Source organism: Streptomyces sp. NPDC111507 (genome assembly GCF_055638955.1).
Map to the genome: position 1 here is coordinate 373,985 of NZ_JBVKBU010000002.1, position 13,580 is coordinate 387,564.

Annotated in this window: 13 protein-coding genes and 1 pseudogene; 8 read left to right on the forward strand and 6 right to left on the reverse strand. The window is 70.0% G+C overall.

Features of this window, described 5'->3' with window-relative positions:
* Positions 1–83: 83 nt before the first annotated feature.
* Positions 84–1,172, reverse strand: a complete 1,089-nt coding sequence (gene ychF, locus ACZ7M2_RS09180; protein ID WP_352045854.1) for a redox-regulated ATPase YchF — start codon at positions 1,170–1,172, stop codon at positions 84–86.
* Between the two features lie 176 nt (positions 1,173–1,348).
* On the opposite strand from ychF, the gene ACZ7M2_RS09185 reads away from it, so the two are divergent.
* The gene (locus ACZ7M2_RS09185; protein ID WP_471594736.1) at positions 1,349–1,939 is read left to right on the forward strand and encodes a DUF6542 domain-containing protein; all 591 of its coding nucleotides are present in this window, start codon (positions 1,349–1,351) and stop codon (positions 1,937–1,939) included.
* 128 nt (positions 1,940–2,067) lie between these two features.
* Here the strand turns inward: ACZ7M2_RS09185 and ppgK are convergent, their stop codons facing one another.
* Together ppgK and ACZ7M2_RS09195 are read right to left on the reverse strand one after the other, a co-directional pair.
* Entirely contained in the window at positions 2,068–2,814 is a 747-nt protein-coding gene (gene ppgK, locus ACZ7M2_RS09190) for a polyphosphate--glucose phosphotransferase (protein ID WP_471594737.1), read from the reverse strand.
* 29 nt (positions 2,815–2,843) lie between these two features.
* Positions 2,844–3,869, reverse strand: a complete 1,026-nt coding sequence (locus ACZ7M2_RS09195; protein WP_261685650.1) for a 4-hydroxy-3-methylbut-2-enyl diphosphate reductase — start codon at positions 3,867–3,869, stop codon at positions 2,844–2,846.
* A 152-nt stretch (positions 3,870–4,021) separates the two neighbouring features.
* Here ACZ7M2_RS09195 and ACZ7M2_RS09200 point away from each other — a divergent pair.
* The 4 genes and pseudogenes from ACZ7M2_RS09200 to ACZ7M2_RS09215 all read left to right on the forward strand — a co-directional run bounded on the left by ACZ7M2_RS09200 (position 4,022) and on the right by ACZ7M2_RS09215 (position 7,719).
* Positions 4,022–5,334: pseudogene (locus tag ACZ7M2_RS09200) on the forward strand (APC family permease).
* A gap of 56 nt (positions 5,335–5,390) precedes the next feature.
* Entirely contained in the window at positions 5,391–6,599 is a 1,209-nt protein-coding gene (xseA, locus tag ACZ7M2_RS09205; RefSeq protein WP_471594738.1) for an exodeoxyribonuclease VII large subunit, read from the forward strand.
* Positions 6,600–6,608: 9 nt separating this feature from the next.
* Positions 6,609–6,866 carry an exodeoxyribonuclease VII small subunit gene (locus ACZ7M2_RS09210; RefSeq protein ID WP_067368332.1) on the forward strand — a complete coding sequence of 86 codons (258 nt, stop codon included), beginning with the start codon at positions 6,609–6,611 and terminating at the stop codon, positions 6,864–6,866.
* A 262-nt stretch (positions 6,867–7,128) separates the two neighbouring features.
* The gene (locus ACZ7M2_RS09215; protein ID WP_471594739.1) at positions 7,129–7,719 is read left to right on the forward strand and encodes a malonic semialdehyde reductase; all 591 of its coding nucleotides are present in this window, start codon (positions 7,129–7,131) and stop codon (positions 7,717–7,719) included.
* Between the two features lie 139 nt (positions 7,720–7,858).
* Here the strand turns inward: ACZ7M2_RS09215 and ACZ7M2_RS09220 are convergent, their stop codons facing one another.
* Complete coding sequence (locus ACZ7M2_RS09220; RefSeq protein ID WP_352045848.1) at positions 7,859–8,377, reverse strand: DUF4245 domain-containing protein; 519 nt, start codon at positions 8,375–8,377, stop codon at positions 7,859–7,861.
* A 125-nt stretch (positions 8,378–8,502) separates the two neighbouring features.
* Between ACZ7M2_RS09220 and glpX the strand changes: the two genes are divergently transcribed.
* A complete protein-coding gene (gene glpX / locus ACZ7M2_RS09225; protein ID WP_352045847.1) occupies positions 8,503–9,537 on the forward strand; it encodes a class II fructose-bisphosphatase in 1,035 nt (344 codons plus the stop codon).
* 196 nt (positions 9,538–9,733) lie between these two features.
* Here glpX and ACZ7M2_RS09230 read toward each other — a convergent pair whose 3' ends face one another.
* On the reverse strand, positions 9,734–10,105 hold the full coding sequence (locus ACZ7M2_RS09230; protein ID WP_471594740.1) for a WhiB family transcriptional regulator: 372 nt from the start codon (positions 10,103–10,105) through the stop codon (positions 9,734–9,736).
* A gap of 199 nt (positions 10,106–10,304) precedes the next feature.
* Positions 10,305–10,997 carry a DUF1707 SHOCT-like domain-containing protein gene (locus ACZ7M2_RS09235; RefSeq protein WP_403696860.1) on the reverse strand — a complete coding sequence of 231 codons (693 nt, stop codon included), beginning with the start codon at positions 10,995–10,997 and terminating at the stop codon, positions 10,305–10,307.
* 177 nt (positions 10,998–11,174) lie between these two features.
* On the opposite strand from ACZ7M2_RS09235, the gene ACZ7M2_RS09240 reads away from it, so the two are divergent.
* Together ACZ7M2_RS09240 and ACZ7M2_RS09245 are read left to right on the forward strand one after the other, a co-directional pair.
* On the forward strand, positions 11,175–12,845 hold the full coding sequence (locus ACZ7M2_RS09240) for a fumarate hydratase (RefSeq protein WP_471594741.1): 1,671 nt from the start codon (positions 11,175–11,177) through the stop codon (positions 12,843–12,845).
* Between the two features lie 177 nt (positions 12,846–13,022).
* Positions 13,023–13,538 carry an SH3 domain-containing protein gene (locus ACZ7M2_RS09245; protein ID WP_471594742.1) on the forward strand — a complete coding sequence of 172 codons (516 nt, stop codon included), beginning with the start codon at positions 13,023–13,025 and terminating at the stop codon, positions 13,536–13,538.
* Positions 13,539–13,580: the final 42 nt, after the last annotated feature.

The window sequence follows — 13,580 nt, forward strand, 5'->3', positions numbered from 1 at the left end:
AAATAAAGGGCCCGACTCCGAAGAGTCGGACCCTCTCTGACCTGGATGTCTGCCAGATCATCGACGTGGTGACATCTCAGCCGCTACACGTTGAAGCGGAACTCCACCACGTCGCCGTCCTGCATGACATAGTCCTTGCCCTCCATGCGGGCCTTGCCCTTGGCGCGGGCCTCGGCGACCGAGCCCGTGTCGACGAGGTCCTCGAAGGAGATGACCTCCGCCTTGATGAAGCCCTTCTGGAAGTCGGTGTGGATGACTCCGGCGGCCTCGGGGGCGGTGTCGCCCTTCTTGATGGTCCAGGCGCGGGATTCCTTGGGGCCGGCCGTCAGATAGGTCTGCAGGCCGAGGGTGTCGAAGCCGACGCGGGCGAGGGTGGCGAGGCCCGGCTCCTCGGCGCCCACCGACTCCAGGAGCTCCATGGCGTCCTCCTCGTCGAGCTCGGCGAGGTCCGCCTCCAGCTTGGCGTTGAGGAAGATCGCCTCGGCGGGGGCTACCAGGGTGCGCTGCTCGGCCTTGAAGTCCTCGTCGACCAGCTCGTCCTCGTCCACGTTGAAGACGTAGAGGAACGGCTTGGTGGTCAGGAGGTGGAGGTCGTGCAGGAGCTCCTCGTTGCCGGAGCCCTGGACGATGCCCTGCGAGAAGAGCGTGTCGCCCTTCTCCAGGATCTCCTTCGCCGCCTCGACCGCCGCGACCTTGGGAGCGATGTCCTTCTTGATGCGCGACTCCTTCTGGAGGCGCGGCAGGACCTTCTCGATGGTCTGGAGGTCCGCGAGGATCAGCTCGGTGTTGATCGTCTCGATGTCGTCCTTGGGCGAGACCTTGCCGTCGACGTGCACGACGTTCTCGTCCTTGAAGGCACGGATGACCTGGCAGATCGCGTCCGACTCGCGGATGTTCGCGAGGAACTTGTTGCCCAGGCCCTCGCCCTCGGATGCGCCCTTCACGATGCCCGCGATGTCGACGAAGTCGACGGTCGCCGGGAGGATCTTCTGGGAGGAGAAGATCTCGGCCAGCTTCGTCAGGCGCGCGTCGGGGACACCGACCACGCCGACGTTCGGCTCGATCGTCGCGAACGGGTAGTTGGCCGCGAGCACGTCGTTCTTGGTCAGGGCGTTGAACAGGGTCGACTTGCCGACATTGGGCAGACCGACGATTCCGATCGTGAGCGACACGTTGCGACTTCCCGTACGTGAGGGTGGGCGACAGGCCCGCGAAGGTGCGCGGGCCGATCCACCAGTCTACGGGGTGCGAGGTCCCTTACCGGCGACGCATCGAACGCATGGCCAAGGTCGGCCCATCGGCGTGTCTGAGGGGCTATTCCGCACATAAACCGACCTAAGTTGGTCCAGTGGAGCAACACAGGACGCGTCCCCCTCAGTACAGACCGCGACGCGGCGCACCTCTTCCCGCCCAGACCGGGCGCGCCGCGGCCGACCGTGTACGCAGGAGTGCTCCTCCCGCGCGGCGACCCGCGCCCGTGCCCAGGCCCGCTCCGGCGCGACGGCGGATGCCGAACCCCCGGCTCACCGGGCTCGGCGGCGGACTGTTCTGCGGGGCGACGATGTTCGCGCTCGCCTGTCTCGACCAGCTGCTCTTCGGGGCGTCGCTGGTGGTCTACGGGGTGCTGTTCCTGCCGGTGTGCGCGCTGACCGCGCTGTGGGTGCGCCGGGGAGACATCGTCACCGCGCCCGTCGTCGTGCCCATCGCCTTCGCGTTCGGACTGCTGCCCGTCGCCGACGGGGGCGGCGGGATGGGGGGCGAACTGATGGGGCTCGTCACCGCGCTGGCGACCCAGGCGGGATGGCTGTACGGGGGGACGCTGGTCGCGGGGGTCATCACCACCGTACGGAAGATCCACCTGATGAGCCGCCGGGCCGCCCAGCGCAGGGCGGCCCAGAGGCCCCGCCCGGAGATCCGGCCGCGCCGCCGTCCGGCCTGACAGACACGAGGGGCCCGGCGGACACGAGGGGCCCGAGGGACACAACCGGGGGCGACGGACACGACGGGGCCGACGAACTCGACGGGGGCGACGACCGCGGCCACACCGGCCCCGCGCGCCCGGAGGGCCTACGCGGACTTCGCCGCCCGCATCGCCGCCCCCACGATCCCCGCGTTGTTCTGCAGCTGCGCCGGGACGATCTCCGCCTTGATGCCCTCGATCAGCGGCAGGAACTTGTCGGCCTTGCGGCTGACGCCGCCGCCGATGATGAAGAGCTCGGGCGAGAAGAGCATTTCCACATGGGCGAGGTACTTCTGCACCCGGTGGGCCCACTGCTCCCAGGTCAGCTCGTGGTCCTCCTTGGCCTTGGTGGAGGCGCGCTTCTCCGCGTCGTGGCCGTTCAACTCGAGGTGTCCCAGCTCCGTGTTCGTCACCAGCTCGCCGTCGACGAAGAGCGCGCTGCCGATGCCCGTGCCGAAGGTGAGCAGGAGGACCGTGCCCCGACGGTCGCGCCCGGCTCCGAACTGCATCTCGGCGACGCCCGCCGCGTCCGCGTCGTTCAACACCGTCACCGGGAGGCCGCCCAGCCGCTCGCCCAGCAGAGCACGCGCGTCGGTGTCGATCCACGCCTTGTCGACATTGGCAGCCGTACGAATGGTGGCGCCGCCCGTGACCACCCCGGGGAAGGTGATGCCGACGGGTCCCGTCCAGCCGAAGTGACCGACGACCTCCTTCACGCCGTCGGCCACCGCGTCCGGAGTCGCCGGATGGGGAGTGAGCACTTTGTAGCGCTCCTCCGTCAGTTCGCCGCGGTCCAGGTCCACAGGGGCACCCTTGATCCCGGATCCGCCGATGTCCACGCCGAAGATCTGCATGGCCCTACGCTACGTCGTACGACTGACAGTTACTTCTCGGAGGGGGCGGAAGCACCGGCAGCCGTGCGCTGCTCCACCAGCGCCGCCGCCTCCGCGCGCAGATCGCGGCGCAGCTCCTTGGGCAGCGAGAAGGTGATGGACTCCTCGGCCGCCTTGACGATCTCGACGTCCTCGAAGCCACGGGCGGAGAGCCACTCCAGGACCTGCTCGACCAGGACCTCCGGGACGGAGGCGCCCGAGGTGACACCGACCGTCGTCACACCCTCCAGCCAGCCCTCCTCGATCTCGTCGGCGAAGTCGACGAGGTACGCCGCCCGCGCCCCCGCGAGCTTGGCGACCTCGACGAGACGCACGGAGTTGGAGGAGTTGCGCGAGCCGACCACGATGACCAGGTCCGCTTCCTCCCCCATCCGCTTCACGGCCAGCTGGCGGTTCTGCGTGGCGTAGCAGATGTCGTCGCTGGGCGGGGAGATGAGCTGCGGGAACTTCTCCTTCAGCGCGTCGACCGTCTCCATCGTCTCGTCGACCGACAGCGTGGTCTGGGAGAGCCAGACGACCTTGGACGGGTCGCGGACCTCGACCTTGGCGACGTCCTCGGGACCGTCCACGAGGGTGATGTGGTCGGGCGCCTCGCCGGAGGTGCCGATGACCTCCTCGTGGCCCTCGTGGCCGATCAGCAGGATGTCGAAGTCCTCGTTCGCGAACCGGACGGCTTCCTTGTGGACCTTGGTGACCAGCGGGCAGGTCGCGTCGATGGTGGCGAGCTTGCCGGCCGCGGCCTCGTCGTGGACGACCGGGGCGACGCCGTGCGCCGAGAACATGACGATGGACCCCTCGGGGACCTCGGCCGTCTGCTCGACGAAGATCGCGCCCTTCTTCTCCAGAGTCTGCACGACGTACTTGTTGTGGACGATCTCGTGGCGGACATAGATCGGGGCCCCGTACTGCTCAAGGGCCTTCTCGACGGCGATCACGGCGCGGTCCACGCCCGCGCAGTAGCCACGGGGGGCGGCGAGCAGGACACGGCGGCCAGGCGAAGCAGTCATGGCACCCATCGTAAGGCCGCGCCCGACGCGTCGAAGATCGCCTCCTTGGGGAGGCTGAGGGGGAGCCGGACGGGGTGAGCGGGACGCGACCCTCGGGAGGCACGACGTCCGACACGCAGACCACCGCCGCAGCGGCCGACGAGACCGGTGCCGGGTACGGACTGCGGCGCAGCCTCGGCTTCCGGGACCTGGTCGTCCACGGGCTGTTCATCGCCCCCATGACGCCGGTCGGCATCTTCGGGACCCTCGACGCCGAGTCGCACGGGGCGGTGGCGCTGGTCTACGTCGTCGCCACGGTCGCGATGGCGTTCACCGCATTCAGCTACGCCCAGATGGTGCGGGCGGTCCCCCCGGCGGGCTCGGTGTTCGCCTACGCGCGCGGGGCTCGGCAAGGAGGCCGGGTTCATCGCCGGGTGGATGGCGATGCTGGACTACGTCCTCATCCCGGCGGTGGCGTACCTGTTCTCGGGGATCGCGATGAACTCGCTGGTCCCGGAGGTCTCCCGAGGGGAGTGGACCGCGCTCGCGGTGGTGGTCACGACGGTGCTCAACCTCCGGGGCGTACGGGCCGACGCCCGGGTGGGCTTCCTGGTGCTCGCGATGGAGATCGTGATCCTCCTTGTCTTCGCCGTGTCCGCGGTCGTCGTCCTCGCGCGCGACGGGGCGCGGCGCGGCCTGCCGTCCCCGCTGACCGGCGACGGCTCGCAGGGGGCGTTCGCGCTGTCGGCTGTCTTCGGGGCCGTGTCGATCGCCGTCCTGTCGTATCTGGGCTTCGACGCGATCGCCTCGTTCGCGGAGGAGGTGACCGGCGGTTCTGAGGACGTGGCCAGGGTCGTGCTGTTCTGCCTGGCGCTCGCGGGTGTGCTGTTCGTGGCGCAAACGTACCTCGTGGCCCTGCTGGAGCCGATGTCGTCCGCGCGGCTCGCCCGCCGACGCCGACAGGCAGGGATCGGCCTTCTACGACGCCGTGGACGCCTCGGTCGGTACCTGGCCGCACGACCTGGTGGCCGCGAGCAAGGCGATCGGCGCCGCCTTCGCCGCGCTCGCCGGGCAGGCCGCGGCGGGGCGGCTGGTGTTCGCGATGGCCCGCGACCGGCGGCTGCCGCGCGCGCTGTCGAAGACCGACTCCGGGGTGCCGCGGGCCGCGCTGCTGTGCGCCGCGGTCGTCACGCTGGTCGCGGCGGCGTGGGCGGCGCGGCGCGACGACGGGCTCGACCGTCTGGTGTCGGTGGTCGACATCGGCGCGCTGACCGCGTTCACGCTGCTGCACGCGAGTGTGGTGGGGTGGTTCGCGGTACGGCGTCGGGGCGGGCCCGTGGTGTGGTGGCGGCACGTCCTGGTCCCCGTGGTCGGGGCCGCGGTCACCGTTGCCGTGATCGTGGAGGCGTCCGGGGTCGCTCAGGTGGTCGGTGCGGTGTGGCTGGCCTTGGGGGTGGGGGTGCTGCTCGCCCATCGGGGACGCGTCCGCGGGTAGCGGCGGGCTGCTTCGGTACGGGCTGTGTGTCAGTGGGGGCCGTTACTCTCGGGCGCATGGCTCTCAACACGTCCGCGGACGCCCCACTGCCCGTCGGCGAGGTGTCGCGGCTCATCGGAGGGTGGATCGACCGGCTCGGCGCGGTGTGGGTCGAGGGACAGATCGCCCAGTTGTCGCGGCGCCCCGGCGCGGGCGTCGTCTTCCTGACCCTGCGCGACCCGTCGTACGACATCTCGGTGAGCGTCACCTGTTACCGGCAGGTGTTCGACGCGGTGGCGGACGTGGTGAGCGAGGGCGCCCGCGTCGTCGTCCTGGCGAAGCCCGAGTGGTACGCGCCGCGCGGGCAGCTGTCACTGCGGGCCACCGAGATCAAACCGGTCGGCGTGGGGGAACTCCTCGCGCGACTCGAGCAGTTGAAGAAGTCCCTGGCGAGCGAGGGGCTGTTCGCGGCCGATCGCAAGAAGGCCCCGCCGTTCCTGCCGCAGCTCATCGGGCTGGTGTGCGGGCGGGCGTCCGCGGCCGAGCGGGACGTGCTGGAGAACGCGCGGCACCGCTGGCCGGCCGTCCGCTTCGAGGTGCGCAACGTCCCCGTGCAGGGGGTGCACGCGGTGCCGCAGGTCGTGCAGGCCGTGAAGGAGCTGGACGCGCTCGACACCGTGGACGTGATCATCGTGGCGCGCGGCGGCGGCAGCGTGGAGGATCTGCTGCCGTTCTCGGACGAGCAGCTCGTACGGGCGGTCGCGGCCTGTCGTACGCCGGTCGTGTCGGCCATCGGGCACGAGCCTGACAACCCGTTGCTGGACTTCGTGGCCGACCTGCGCGCGTCCACGCCGACGGACGCGGCCAAGAAGGTCGTGCCGGACGTCGGGGAGGAGTACGAGCGGGTGCGGTTCCTGCGGGACCGGGCGCGGCGGAGTGTCCAGTCCCTCATCGACCGGGAGGAGCGCGGGCTCGCGCACGCGCTGGCCCGGCCCTCGATAGAGGATCCGCACCGGATGGTCGACGAGCGCGCCGACCAGGTCGCCGCGCTGCTGGACCGCGGGCGGCGCACGCTCGGGCATCTGCTCGACCGCGCCGACTCGGAGCTGACGCACACCCACGCGCGTGTGGTGGCCCTCTCCCCCGCCGCGACCCTCCAGCGGGGATATGCGGTGCTCCAGAAGGCCGACGGTCATGTGGTCCGGGATCCGGACGAGGTGGCGGCGGGCGAGGCGCTGCGGGCGCGGGTCGCCGAGGGTGAATTCACGGTACGAGTCGATGCATAGGGTGGGCGCATGACCAGCAAGGTGGACGAGGCGCTCGGGTACGAGCAGGCGCGGGACGAGCTGATCGAGGTCGTACGCCGACTGGAGGCGGGCGGCACGACGCTCGAGGAGTCTCTGGCGCTCTGGGAGCGGGGCGAGGAGCTGGCGAAGGTCTGCCGCCGCTGGCTGGAGGGCGCACGGGCCCGCCTGGACGCGGCGCTGGCCGAGGAGGAGTCGGAGAGCGGGGACGGAGACGGGCACGGCGACGGGGGCCGCGACTCCGAGTGACGTCATGACGTCCGCTCCCTTCCGCGGCCGGTGACACCCGGCCGACATCCCCCGTGACACCCGGCCGCCGTCCCGCTCGGTGACGGCGGCCTCGTCGCTCCCCCGGACCCCCTGGCGCCCAAAAGCGACCTCGTTCCCCCTCACTCCCTGTGAAGCGGATCACCTCACCCCGCTTTTGGTTGAACCTTAAACCTCCTCCCCGTACTGTTGACATCGCCAACCGATCCCCCCGGATCCACCGCACATTCCGAGAAGGTTTCTGATGTCTCTCGTTCTTGACCCCGCCGCCCAGGACCTGCTGTTCCGCGAGGCCCGTACCGCCAACACGTTCACCGACGAGCCGGTGACCGACGAGCAGGTGCAGGCGATCTACGACCTGGTCAAGTACGGCCCGACCGCCTTCAACCAGTCGCCGCTGCGCATCACCCTGGTCCGCTCCGCCGAGGCCCGCGAGCGCCTGGTGCAGCACATGGCCGAGGGCAACCAGCCCAAGACGGCCACCGCCCCGCTGGTCGCGATCCTCTCCGCGGACAACGAGTTCCACGAGGAGCTCCCCACCCTGTTCCCGCACTTCCCGCAGGCCAAGGACGTCTTCTTCGCCGAGCGCCCGGCCCGTGAGGGGGCCGCCACGCTGAACGCCGCCCTGCAGGCCGCGTACTTCATCATCGGCATCCGCGCCGCCGGCCTCGCCGCCGGCCCGATGACCGGTCTCGACTTCGCGGGCGTCCAGAAGGAGTTCCTGGACGACGACCACACCCCGCTGATGGTCGTCAACATCGGCAAGCCGGGCGAGGACGCCTGGTTCCCGCGCTCCCCGCGCCTGGACTTCGACCAGGTCATCACGACCGTCTGAGCCCCCGCGTACGCCCCGGCGCGTACGTGCATGGGAAGGGCCCCCGGCAATGGCGCCGGGGGCCCTTCCCATGCACGTACGCGGACGTATTACGCGGACGTATTACGCGGACGCATCACGACGTCACAGCATCACGACGTCACGACGTCTTCAGCGCCTCCGCCATCTTCGTCAGCTGCCCGAACGACGCCGTCCCGGTCACCACGGTGGTCGCCCCCTTGGCCTTGAGCACAAGGGCGTCGTACTTGTCGCCCTCGTACCGCTGCCACGTCGCGTCACCGATCCGCTGGGTGGCCTTCGTCTCCTTGGCGCCCTGGCTGGCCGAGTCGACGAAGACGGCCGCGGGCTGAGTCGACTGCTCGATCGCCACGTACTGACCGTCGGGGTCGTGGAAGCCCAGGTGCCAGGCATCGAACTCGGTGCCGTCGTACCGCACCGAGGTCGCCTTCCACGCCGTCGGCAGACCCACGGGTGCCGCCACGGGATACGACGCCGCGCGGCGCGCCGTGAGCAGCTCGACGCGGTAGTCGACGCGCTTGAGAGGAGGCGCGGAGTCGTCGTGCGGGATGAAGATGTAGATCACGCCCGCCATGAGCCCGATCAGACCCAGGGAGAGAAGCATGTCCCGGACGCTCTGTTTGCCTTTCGTACCTGCCACGCCCCTATGGTCGCAGGTGCCCTGGCCTGCTCATCCGTGGGGCCCCCTGCTCATTCTGTCAGCCTGACGATAGAGTCGGGGCACACCCTCATCCGGCCGTCGTCGTATCAGAAAGGTGCGTCTCGATGACCGAGAATCATCAACTGCCGTCCGAGCTCGAGGTCCCTTCCGAGGCCCCCGACCGAAATCTCGCCCTGGAACTCGTCCGGGTCACCGAGGCCGCCGCGATGGCCGCGGGCCGCTGGGTCGGCCGCGGCGACAAGATCGGCGCCGACGGCGCCGCCGTCCGGGCCATGCGGACCCTCGTCTCCACCGTCTCGATGAACGGCGTCGTCGTCATCGGTGAAGGCGAGAAGGACGAGGCCCCGATGCTCTTCAACGGGGAGCGCGTGGGCGACGGGACCGGCCCCGAGTGCGACATCGCCGTCGACCCGATCGACGGCACCACGCTGACCGCCAAGGGCATGAGCAACGCGATCGCGGTGCTGGCCGCCGCCGACCGCGGCACCATGTTCGACCCGTCCGCGGTCTTCTACATGGACAAGCTGGTCACCGGGCCGGAGGCCGCCGACTTCGTCGACATCAACGCGCCCGTCGCGGTGAACATCCGCCGGGTCGCCAAGGCCAAGAAGTCCTCGCCCGAGGACGTCACGGTCGTGATCCTCGACCGGCCGCGCCACGAGGGGATCATCAAGGAGATCCGCGAGACCGGCGCCCGGATCAAGCTGATCACCGACGGCGACGTCGCGGGCTCTATCCTCGCGCTGCGCGAAGGCACGGGCATCGACCTGCTCCTCGGCGTCGGCGGTACGCCCGAGGGCATCATCTCCGCCTGCGCCGTGAAGTGCCTGGGCGGCACCATCCAGGGCAAGCTGTGGCCCAAGGACGACGAGGAGCGGCAGCGCGCGCTGGACGCCGGGCACGACCTCGACCGTGTGCTGCTCACCGACGACCTGGTCTCCGGCGAGAACGTGTTCTTCGTCGCCACCGGGATCACGGACGGGGAACTGCTGCGCGGGGTGCGCTACCGGGCGGAGACCGCGACCACCGAGTCGATCGTGATGCGGTCCAAGTCGGGTACGGTGCGCCAGATTCGGTCGGAGCATCGGCTGAGCAAGTTGCGGGCGTACAGCGCGATCGACTTCGACCGGGCGAAGTAGCTCCGCGGGGGCGCTCCGCTGGGAGCGCCGGGGAACTGCGGGTTCGTGGGGCACCGCGGGTTCGTGGGTCACTGCGGATGCGTGGGTCACCGCGGGTGCGTCGTGGCCGGTCGCGCAGTTCCCCGCGCCCCTTATGGGGCACGTACGAAGGGGCCGCCCCCGTGCGGAGGGGTGGCCCCTTCGGTGTCTGCGTGGGTCAGCCGGCTGCGGCTATCGTGCCGCGGGCGGCCTTCTTGAGTTCCAGGTCGCGGCGGCGGCGCCGGACGAGCACCACGCGGCGCTCGGCGGCGGTGAGGCCGCCCCACACTCCGTACGGCTCGGGTTGCAACAGTGCGTGTTCGCGGCACTCCACCATCACGGGACAGCGGGCGCAGACGCGCTTCGCCGCCTCCTCGCGGGACAGCCGGGCCGCCGTGGGCTCCTTGGAGGGCGCGAAGAACAGGCCGGCCTCGTCCCTGCGGCACACCGCCTCCGTGTGCCATGGGGCTTCCTGGTCCCTGTCCCGCACTGGCGCCCGCTGGGCCGGAACGGCAGCTACCTGCAGGGACTGATGCGGCGGTTGCAGCACGGTCTACTCCTGACGACGGCTTCGCGGGCGTGCCGGGCACCGCGGGAAGTCCCACAGCGCCCTCCAAGAGGCGATGCAGCAAGCCCTACCCGCTGTGCGCGCGCCTATGCACTGAGTTCCCGAGAGCGGAGCCGGTCGTTCAAAACGGGGCGCGGGTGAGTGGACCAATGCGACCCGCGCGCCGTCGCGTTCACAGGCGTCAACGGTCGAGGTGCTTGCGCAAAGTCCTGTCCACCCGGTCCATCGTGCGGTCGAGAATGTCGGCGACGAGCTTGCCGCGCTTGGGCCGCGCCTCGATGTTCCCCAGCACCGCGAAGCCTTCGACGTAGACCACGGGGGCGTCGGGGTCGGCCGCGTCCGTGGTGTGCGTCTCGAAGTTGCCGAGGACTCCGCCGCCGCTGCCGCGCAGCGAGACGTTCTCCGGGACCTTGATCTCGACGTTGCCGAAGACCGAGATCGCCTTGATCACGACCTGTTGGTACTCGAAGATCGCCTCGCTGAGGTCGATGTCGACGCTGCCGAAGACGGCGTACGCGTGGATGCGGCGTCCGGCGCGTCGGCGGCCCTTGCGCACGGCGGCGCTGAACACCGCCACCACGTTCTCGTCGGCCTCCGCCGGGATGCCGCCCGGCTGGGGGCGGTCCGGCACGGACGCGTACGCGGGGGTCGCGCGGCCCGCGCGTGCGGCGGGCAGGTCCTGGACGAACCGGTCGAGCTCTCCCACCGTCTTCGTGGCCAGCACCCCCTCGATCCGCTCGGCGTGCTCGTCGGCGGTCAGGCGCCCCTCGGCGAGGGCGTCGCGCAGAATGTCGGCGATCCGGTCACGGTCGGCGTCGGAGGCCCGGAGTTCGGCGTCGGAGGCCCGGGTTTCGGTGCGCTTCTGAAGGTCCACGTCAGCAGCGTACCCAAACGCGATAGATCGCGACTACCCCTTCTCGCGACCTGTGGAAAACCGCCCCTTCACGCCAACTGAGCCTTACCTCACAGACTCACCGTCCGCGCCAGGTTCTACGCTGGTGGATGCTGCCAATGGAGGCATGCCGCTGTCTGCCGAGTGAGGAATGGGCTAGTGCCTGAGTTCGCGTACACCGATCTGCTCCCCCAGGGAGAGGACACCACTCCGTACCGGCTGGTGACCTCCGAGGGTGTCTCCACCTTCAAGGCCGACGGGCGCACGTTCCTCAAGGTCGAGCCGGAGGCGCTGCGCAAGCTCGCCGCGGAGGCCGTCCACGACATCCAGCACTATCTGCGGCCCGCGCACCTGGCGCAGCTGCGGCGCATCATCGACGACCCCGAGGCGTCCGGCAACGACAAGTTCGTCGCCCTGGACCTGCTGAAGAACGCGAACATCGCGGCCGCCGGCGTGCTGCCCATGTGCCAGGACACCGGCACCGCGATCGTGATGGGCAAGCGCGGACAGAACGTGCTCACCGAGGGCGGCGACGAGGAGGCCCTCTCGCGGGGCATCTACGACGCGTACACCCAGCTGAACCTGCGCTACTCGCAGATGGCTCCGCTCACCATGTGGGAGGAGAAGAACACCGGGTCCAACCTTCCGGCACAGATCGAGCTGTACGCGACCGACGGCGGCGCCTACAAGTTCCTGTTCATGGCCAAGGGCGGCGGTTCGGCGAACAAGAGCTTCCTGTACCAGGAGACGAAGGCCGTTCTGAACGAGGCCTCCATGATGAAGTTCCTGGAGGAGAAGATCCGTTCGCTGGGCACGGCCGCCTGCCCGCCGTACCACCTGGCGATCGTGGTCGGCGGCACGAGCGCCGAGTACGCCCTGAAGACCGCGAAGTACGCCTCCGCGCACTACCTGGACGAGATTCCGGCCGAGGGCTCGGAGCTCGGTCACGGCTTCCGGGACAAGGACCTGGAGCAGAAGGTCTTCGAGCTGACCCAGAAGATCGGCATCGGCGCGCAGTTCGGCGGCAAGTACTTCTGTCACGACGTGCGCGTGGTGCGTCTGCCGCGGCACGGCGCGTCCTGCCCCGTGGCGATCGCGGTGTCCTGCTCCGCGGACCGTCAGGCCGTCGCGAAGATCACGGCCGAGGGCGTGTTCCTGGAGCAGTTGGAGACCGACCCCGCGCGCTTCCTGCCGGAGACCACGGACGAGCACCTGGACTCCGCCGAGGACGACGTCGTCCGGATCGACCTGAACCAGCCGATGGACGACATCCTCGCCGAACTGACGAAGTACCCGGTCAAGACCCGGCTCTCGCTCTCCGGCCCGCTCGTCGTGGCGCGCGACATCGCGCACGCCAAGATCAAGGAGCGGCTGGACGCGGGCGAGGAGATGCCGCAGTACCTCAAGGACCACCCGGTGTACTACGCCGGTCCGGCCAAGACCCCCGAGGGTTACGCGTCGGGTTCGTTCGGCCCCACCACCGCCGGCCGCATGGACTCCTACGTGGAGCAGTTCCAGGCGGCGGGCGGCTCCAAGGTGATGCTCGCGAAGGGCAACCGTTCCGCGCAGGTCACCAACGCCTGTGACGCGCACGGCGGCTTCTACCTCGGCTCCATCGGCGGCCCCGCCGCGCGGCTCGCCCAGGACTGCATCAAGAAGGTCGAGGTCGTCGAGTACGAGGAGCTCGGCATGGAAGCCGTCTGGAAGATCGAGGTCGAGGACTTCCCGGCGTTCATCGTCGTCGACGACAAGGGCAACGACTTCTTCCAGGATCCCGCCCCGGCTCCGACGTTCACGTCGATTCCGGTACGGGGGCCTGGGCCGGCGTAGCGTCCCGGGACGCCAGAGGCAGCTGTTCGCTGCCTGGACGCGTCCCGCCACGCCCCGATGCTGTCCCACTTCGTCCCAGGAACGAGTGGGACAGCATTTTTGTGAGCTTTGCCGGAAACCCTCCGGGATGACCGGATCACAGCCTGTGGTCCGCAGGTCATCTCGGAGGGAAATCCCATGATTGGTCGCACTTTGCGCAACGGCCTGGTGGCCGCGATCGCGGCTGTCGCCGTCTTCCCGGTGACAGCCGTCGCCTCCGCCGCCCCGGCCGCCCCGCACGTTCCCAGCCGGGGCGCCGCGTTCTCGCCGGTCGCGTCGTCGAGCTGGTACCCGGCGTCCCCGCAGTCCTCGATCCCCGGCCTCCAGCGCGCCGCGCACACCCTGCCACTGGCCCCGAGGCACCACTACAGGCACTACGTGATCACCCACACGCGCCACCACGCCCGCCACCACCTCACCCGGCACGTCCTGGGCCGGGTGACGACCCACCACACGCGTCTGCGCGTCCGGTCCGGTCCGGGTACCGGCTACCGGATCGTCGGCTCGCGGCGGGCCGGCCGCGTGGTGACCCTCGTCTGCAAGAAGAGCGGTTCCTCCGTCATGGGCAACTCGCGCTGGTACAAGCTCGCCCACGGCCGGGGCTACGTCTCCGCCCACTACGTCCGCAACAGCCGCACCGTCCGCTGGTGCTGACGAACACCTCGCCGCTCGCCTCCTGAGGTCCGGCGCCGGCCG

Bases quoted from the DNA above. Each gene is read 5' to 3' on its own strand.
- ppgK (WP_471594737.1), bottom strand. From the start codon at position 2,814: ATGCAGATCTTCGGCGTGGACATCGGCGGATCCGGGATCAAGGGTGCC.
- ACZ7M2_RS09195 (WP_261685650.1), bottom strand. From the start codon at position 3,869: ATGGGTGCCATGACTGCTTCGCCTGGCCGCCGTGTCCTGCTCGCCGCC.
- xseA (WP_471594738.1), top strand. From the start codon at position 5,391: ATGGCTCTCAACACGTCCGCGGACGCCCCACTGCCCGTCGGCGAGGTG.
- ACZ7M2_RS09210 (WP_067368332.1), top strand. From the start codon at position 6,609: ATGACCAGCAAGGTGGACGAGGCGCTCGGGTACGAGCAGGCGCGGGAC.
- ACZ7M2_RS09215 (WP_471594739.1), top strand. From the start codon at position 7,129: ATGTCTCTCGTTCTTGACCCCGCCGCCCAGGACCTGCTGTTCCGCGAG.
- glpX (WP_352045847.1), top strand. From the start codon at position 8,503: ATGACCGAGAATCATCAACTGCCGTCCGAGCTCGAGGTCCCTTCCGAG.
- ACZ7M2_RS09245 (WP_471594742.1), top strand. From the start codon at position 13,023: ATGATTGGTCGCACTTTGCGCAACGGCCTGGTGGCCGCGATCGCGGCT.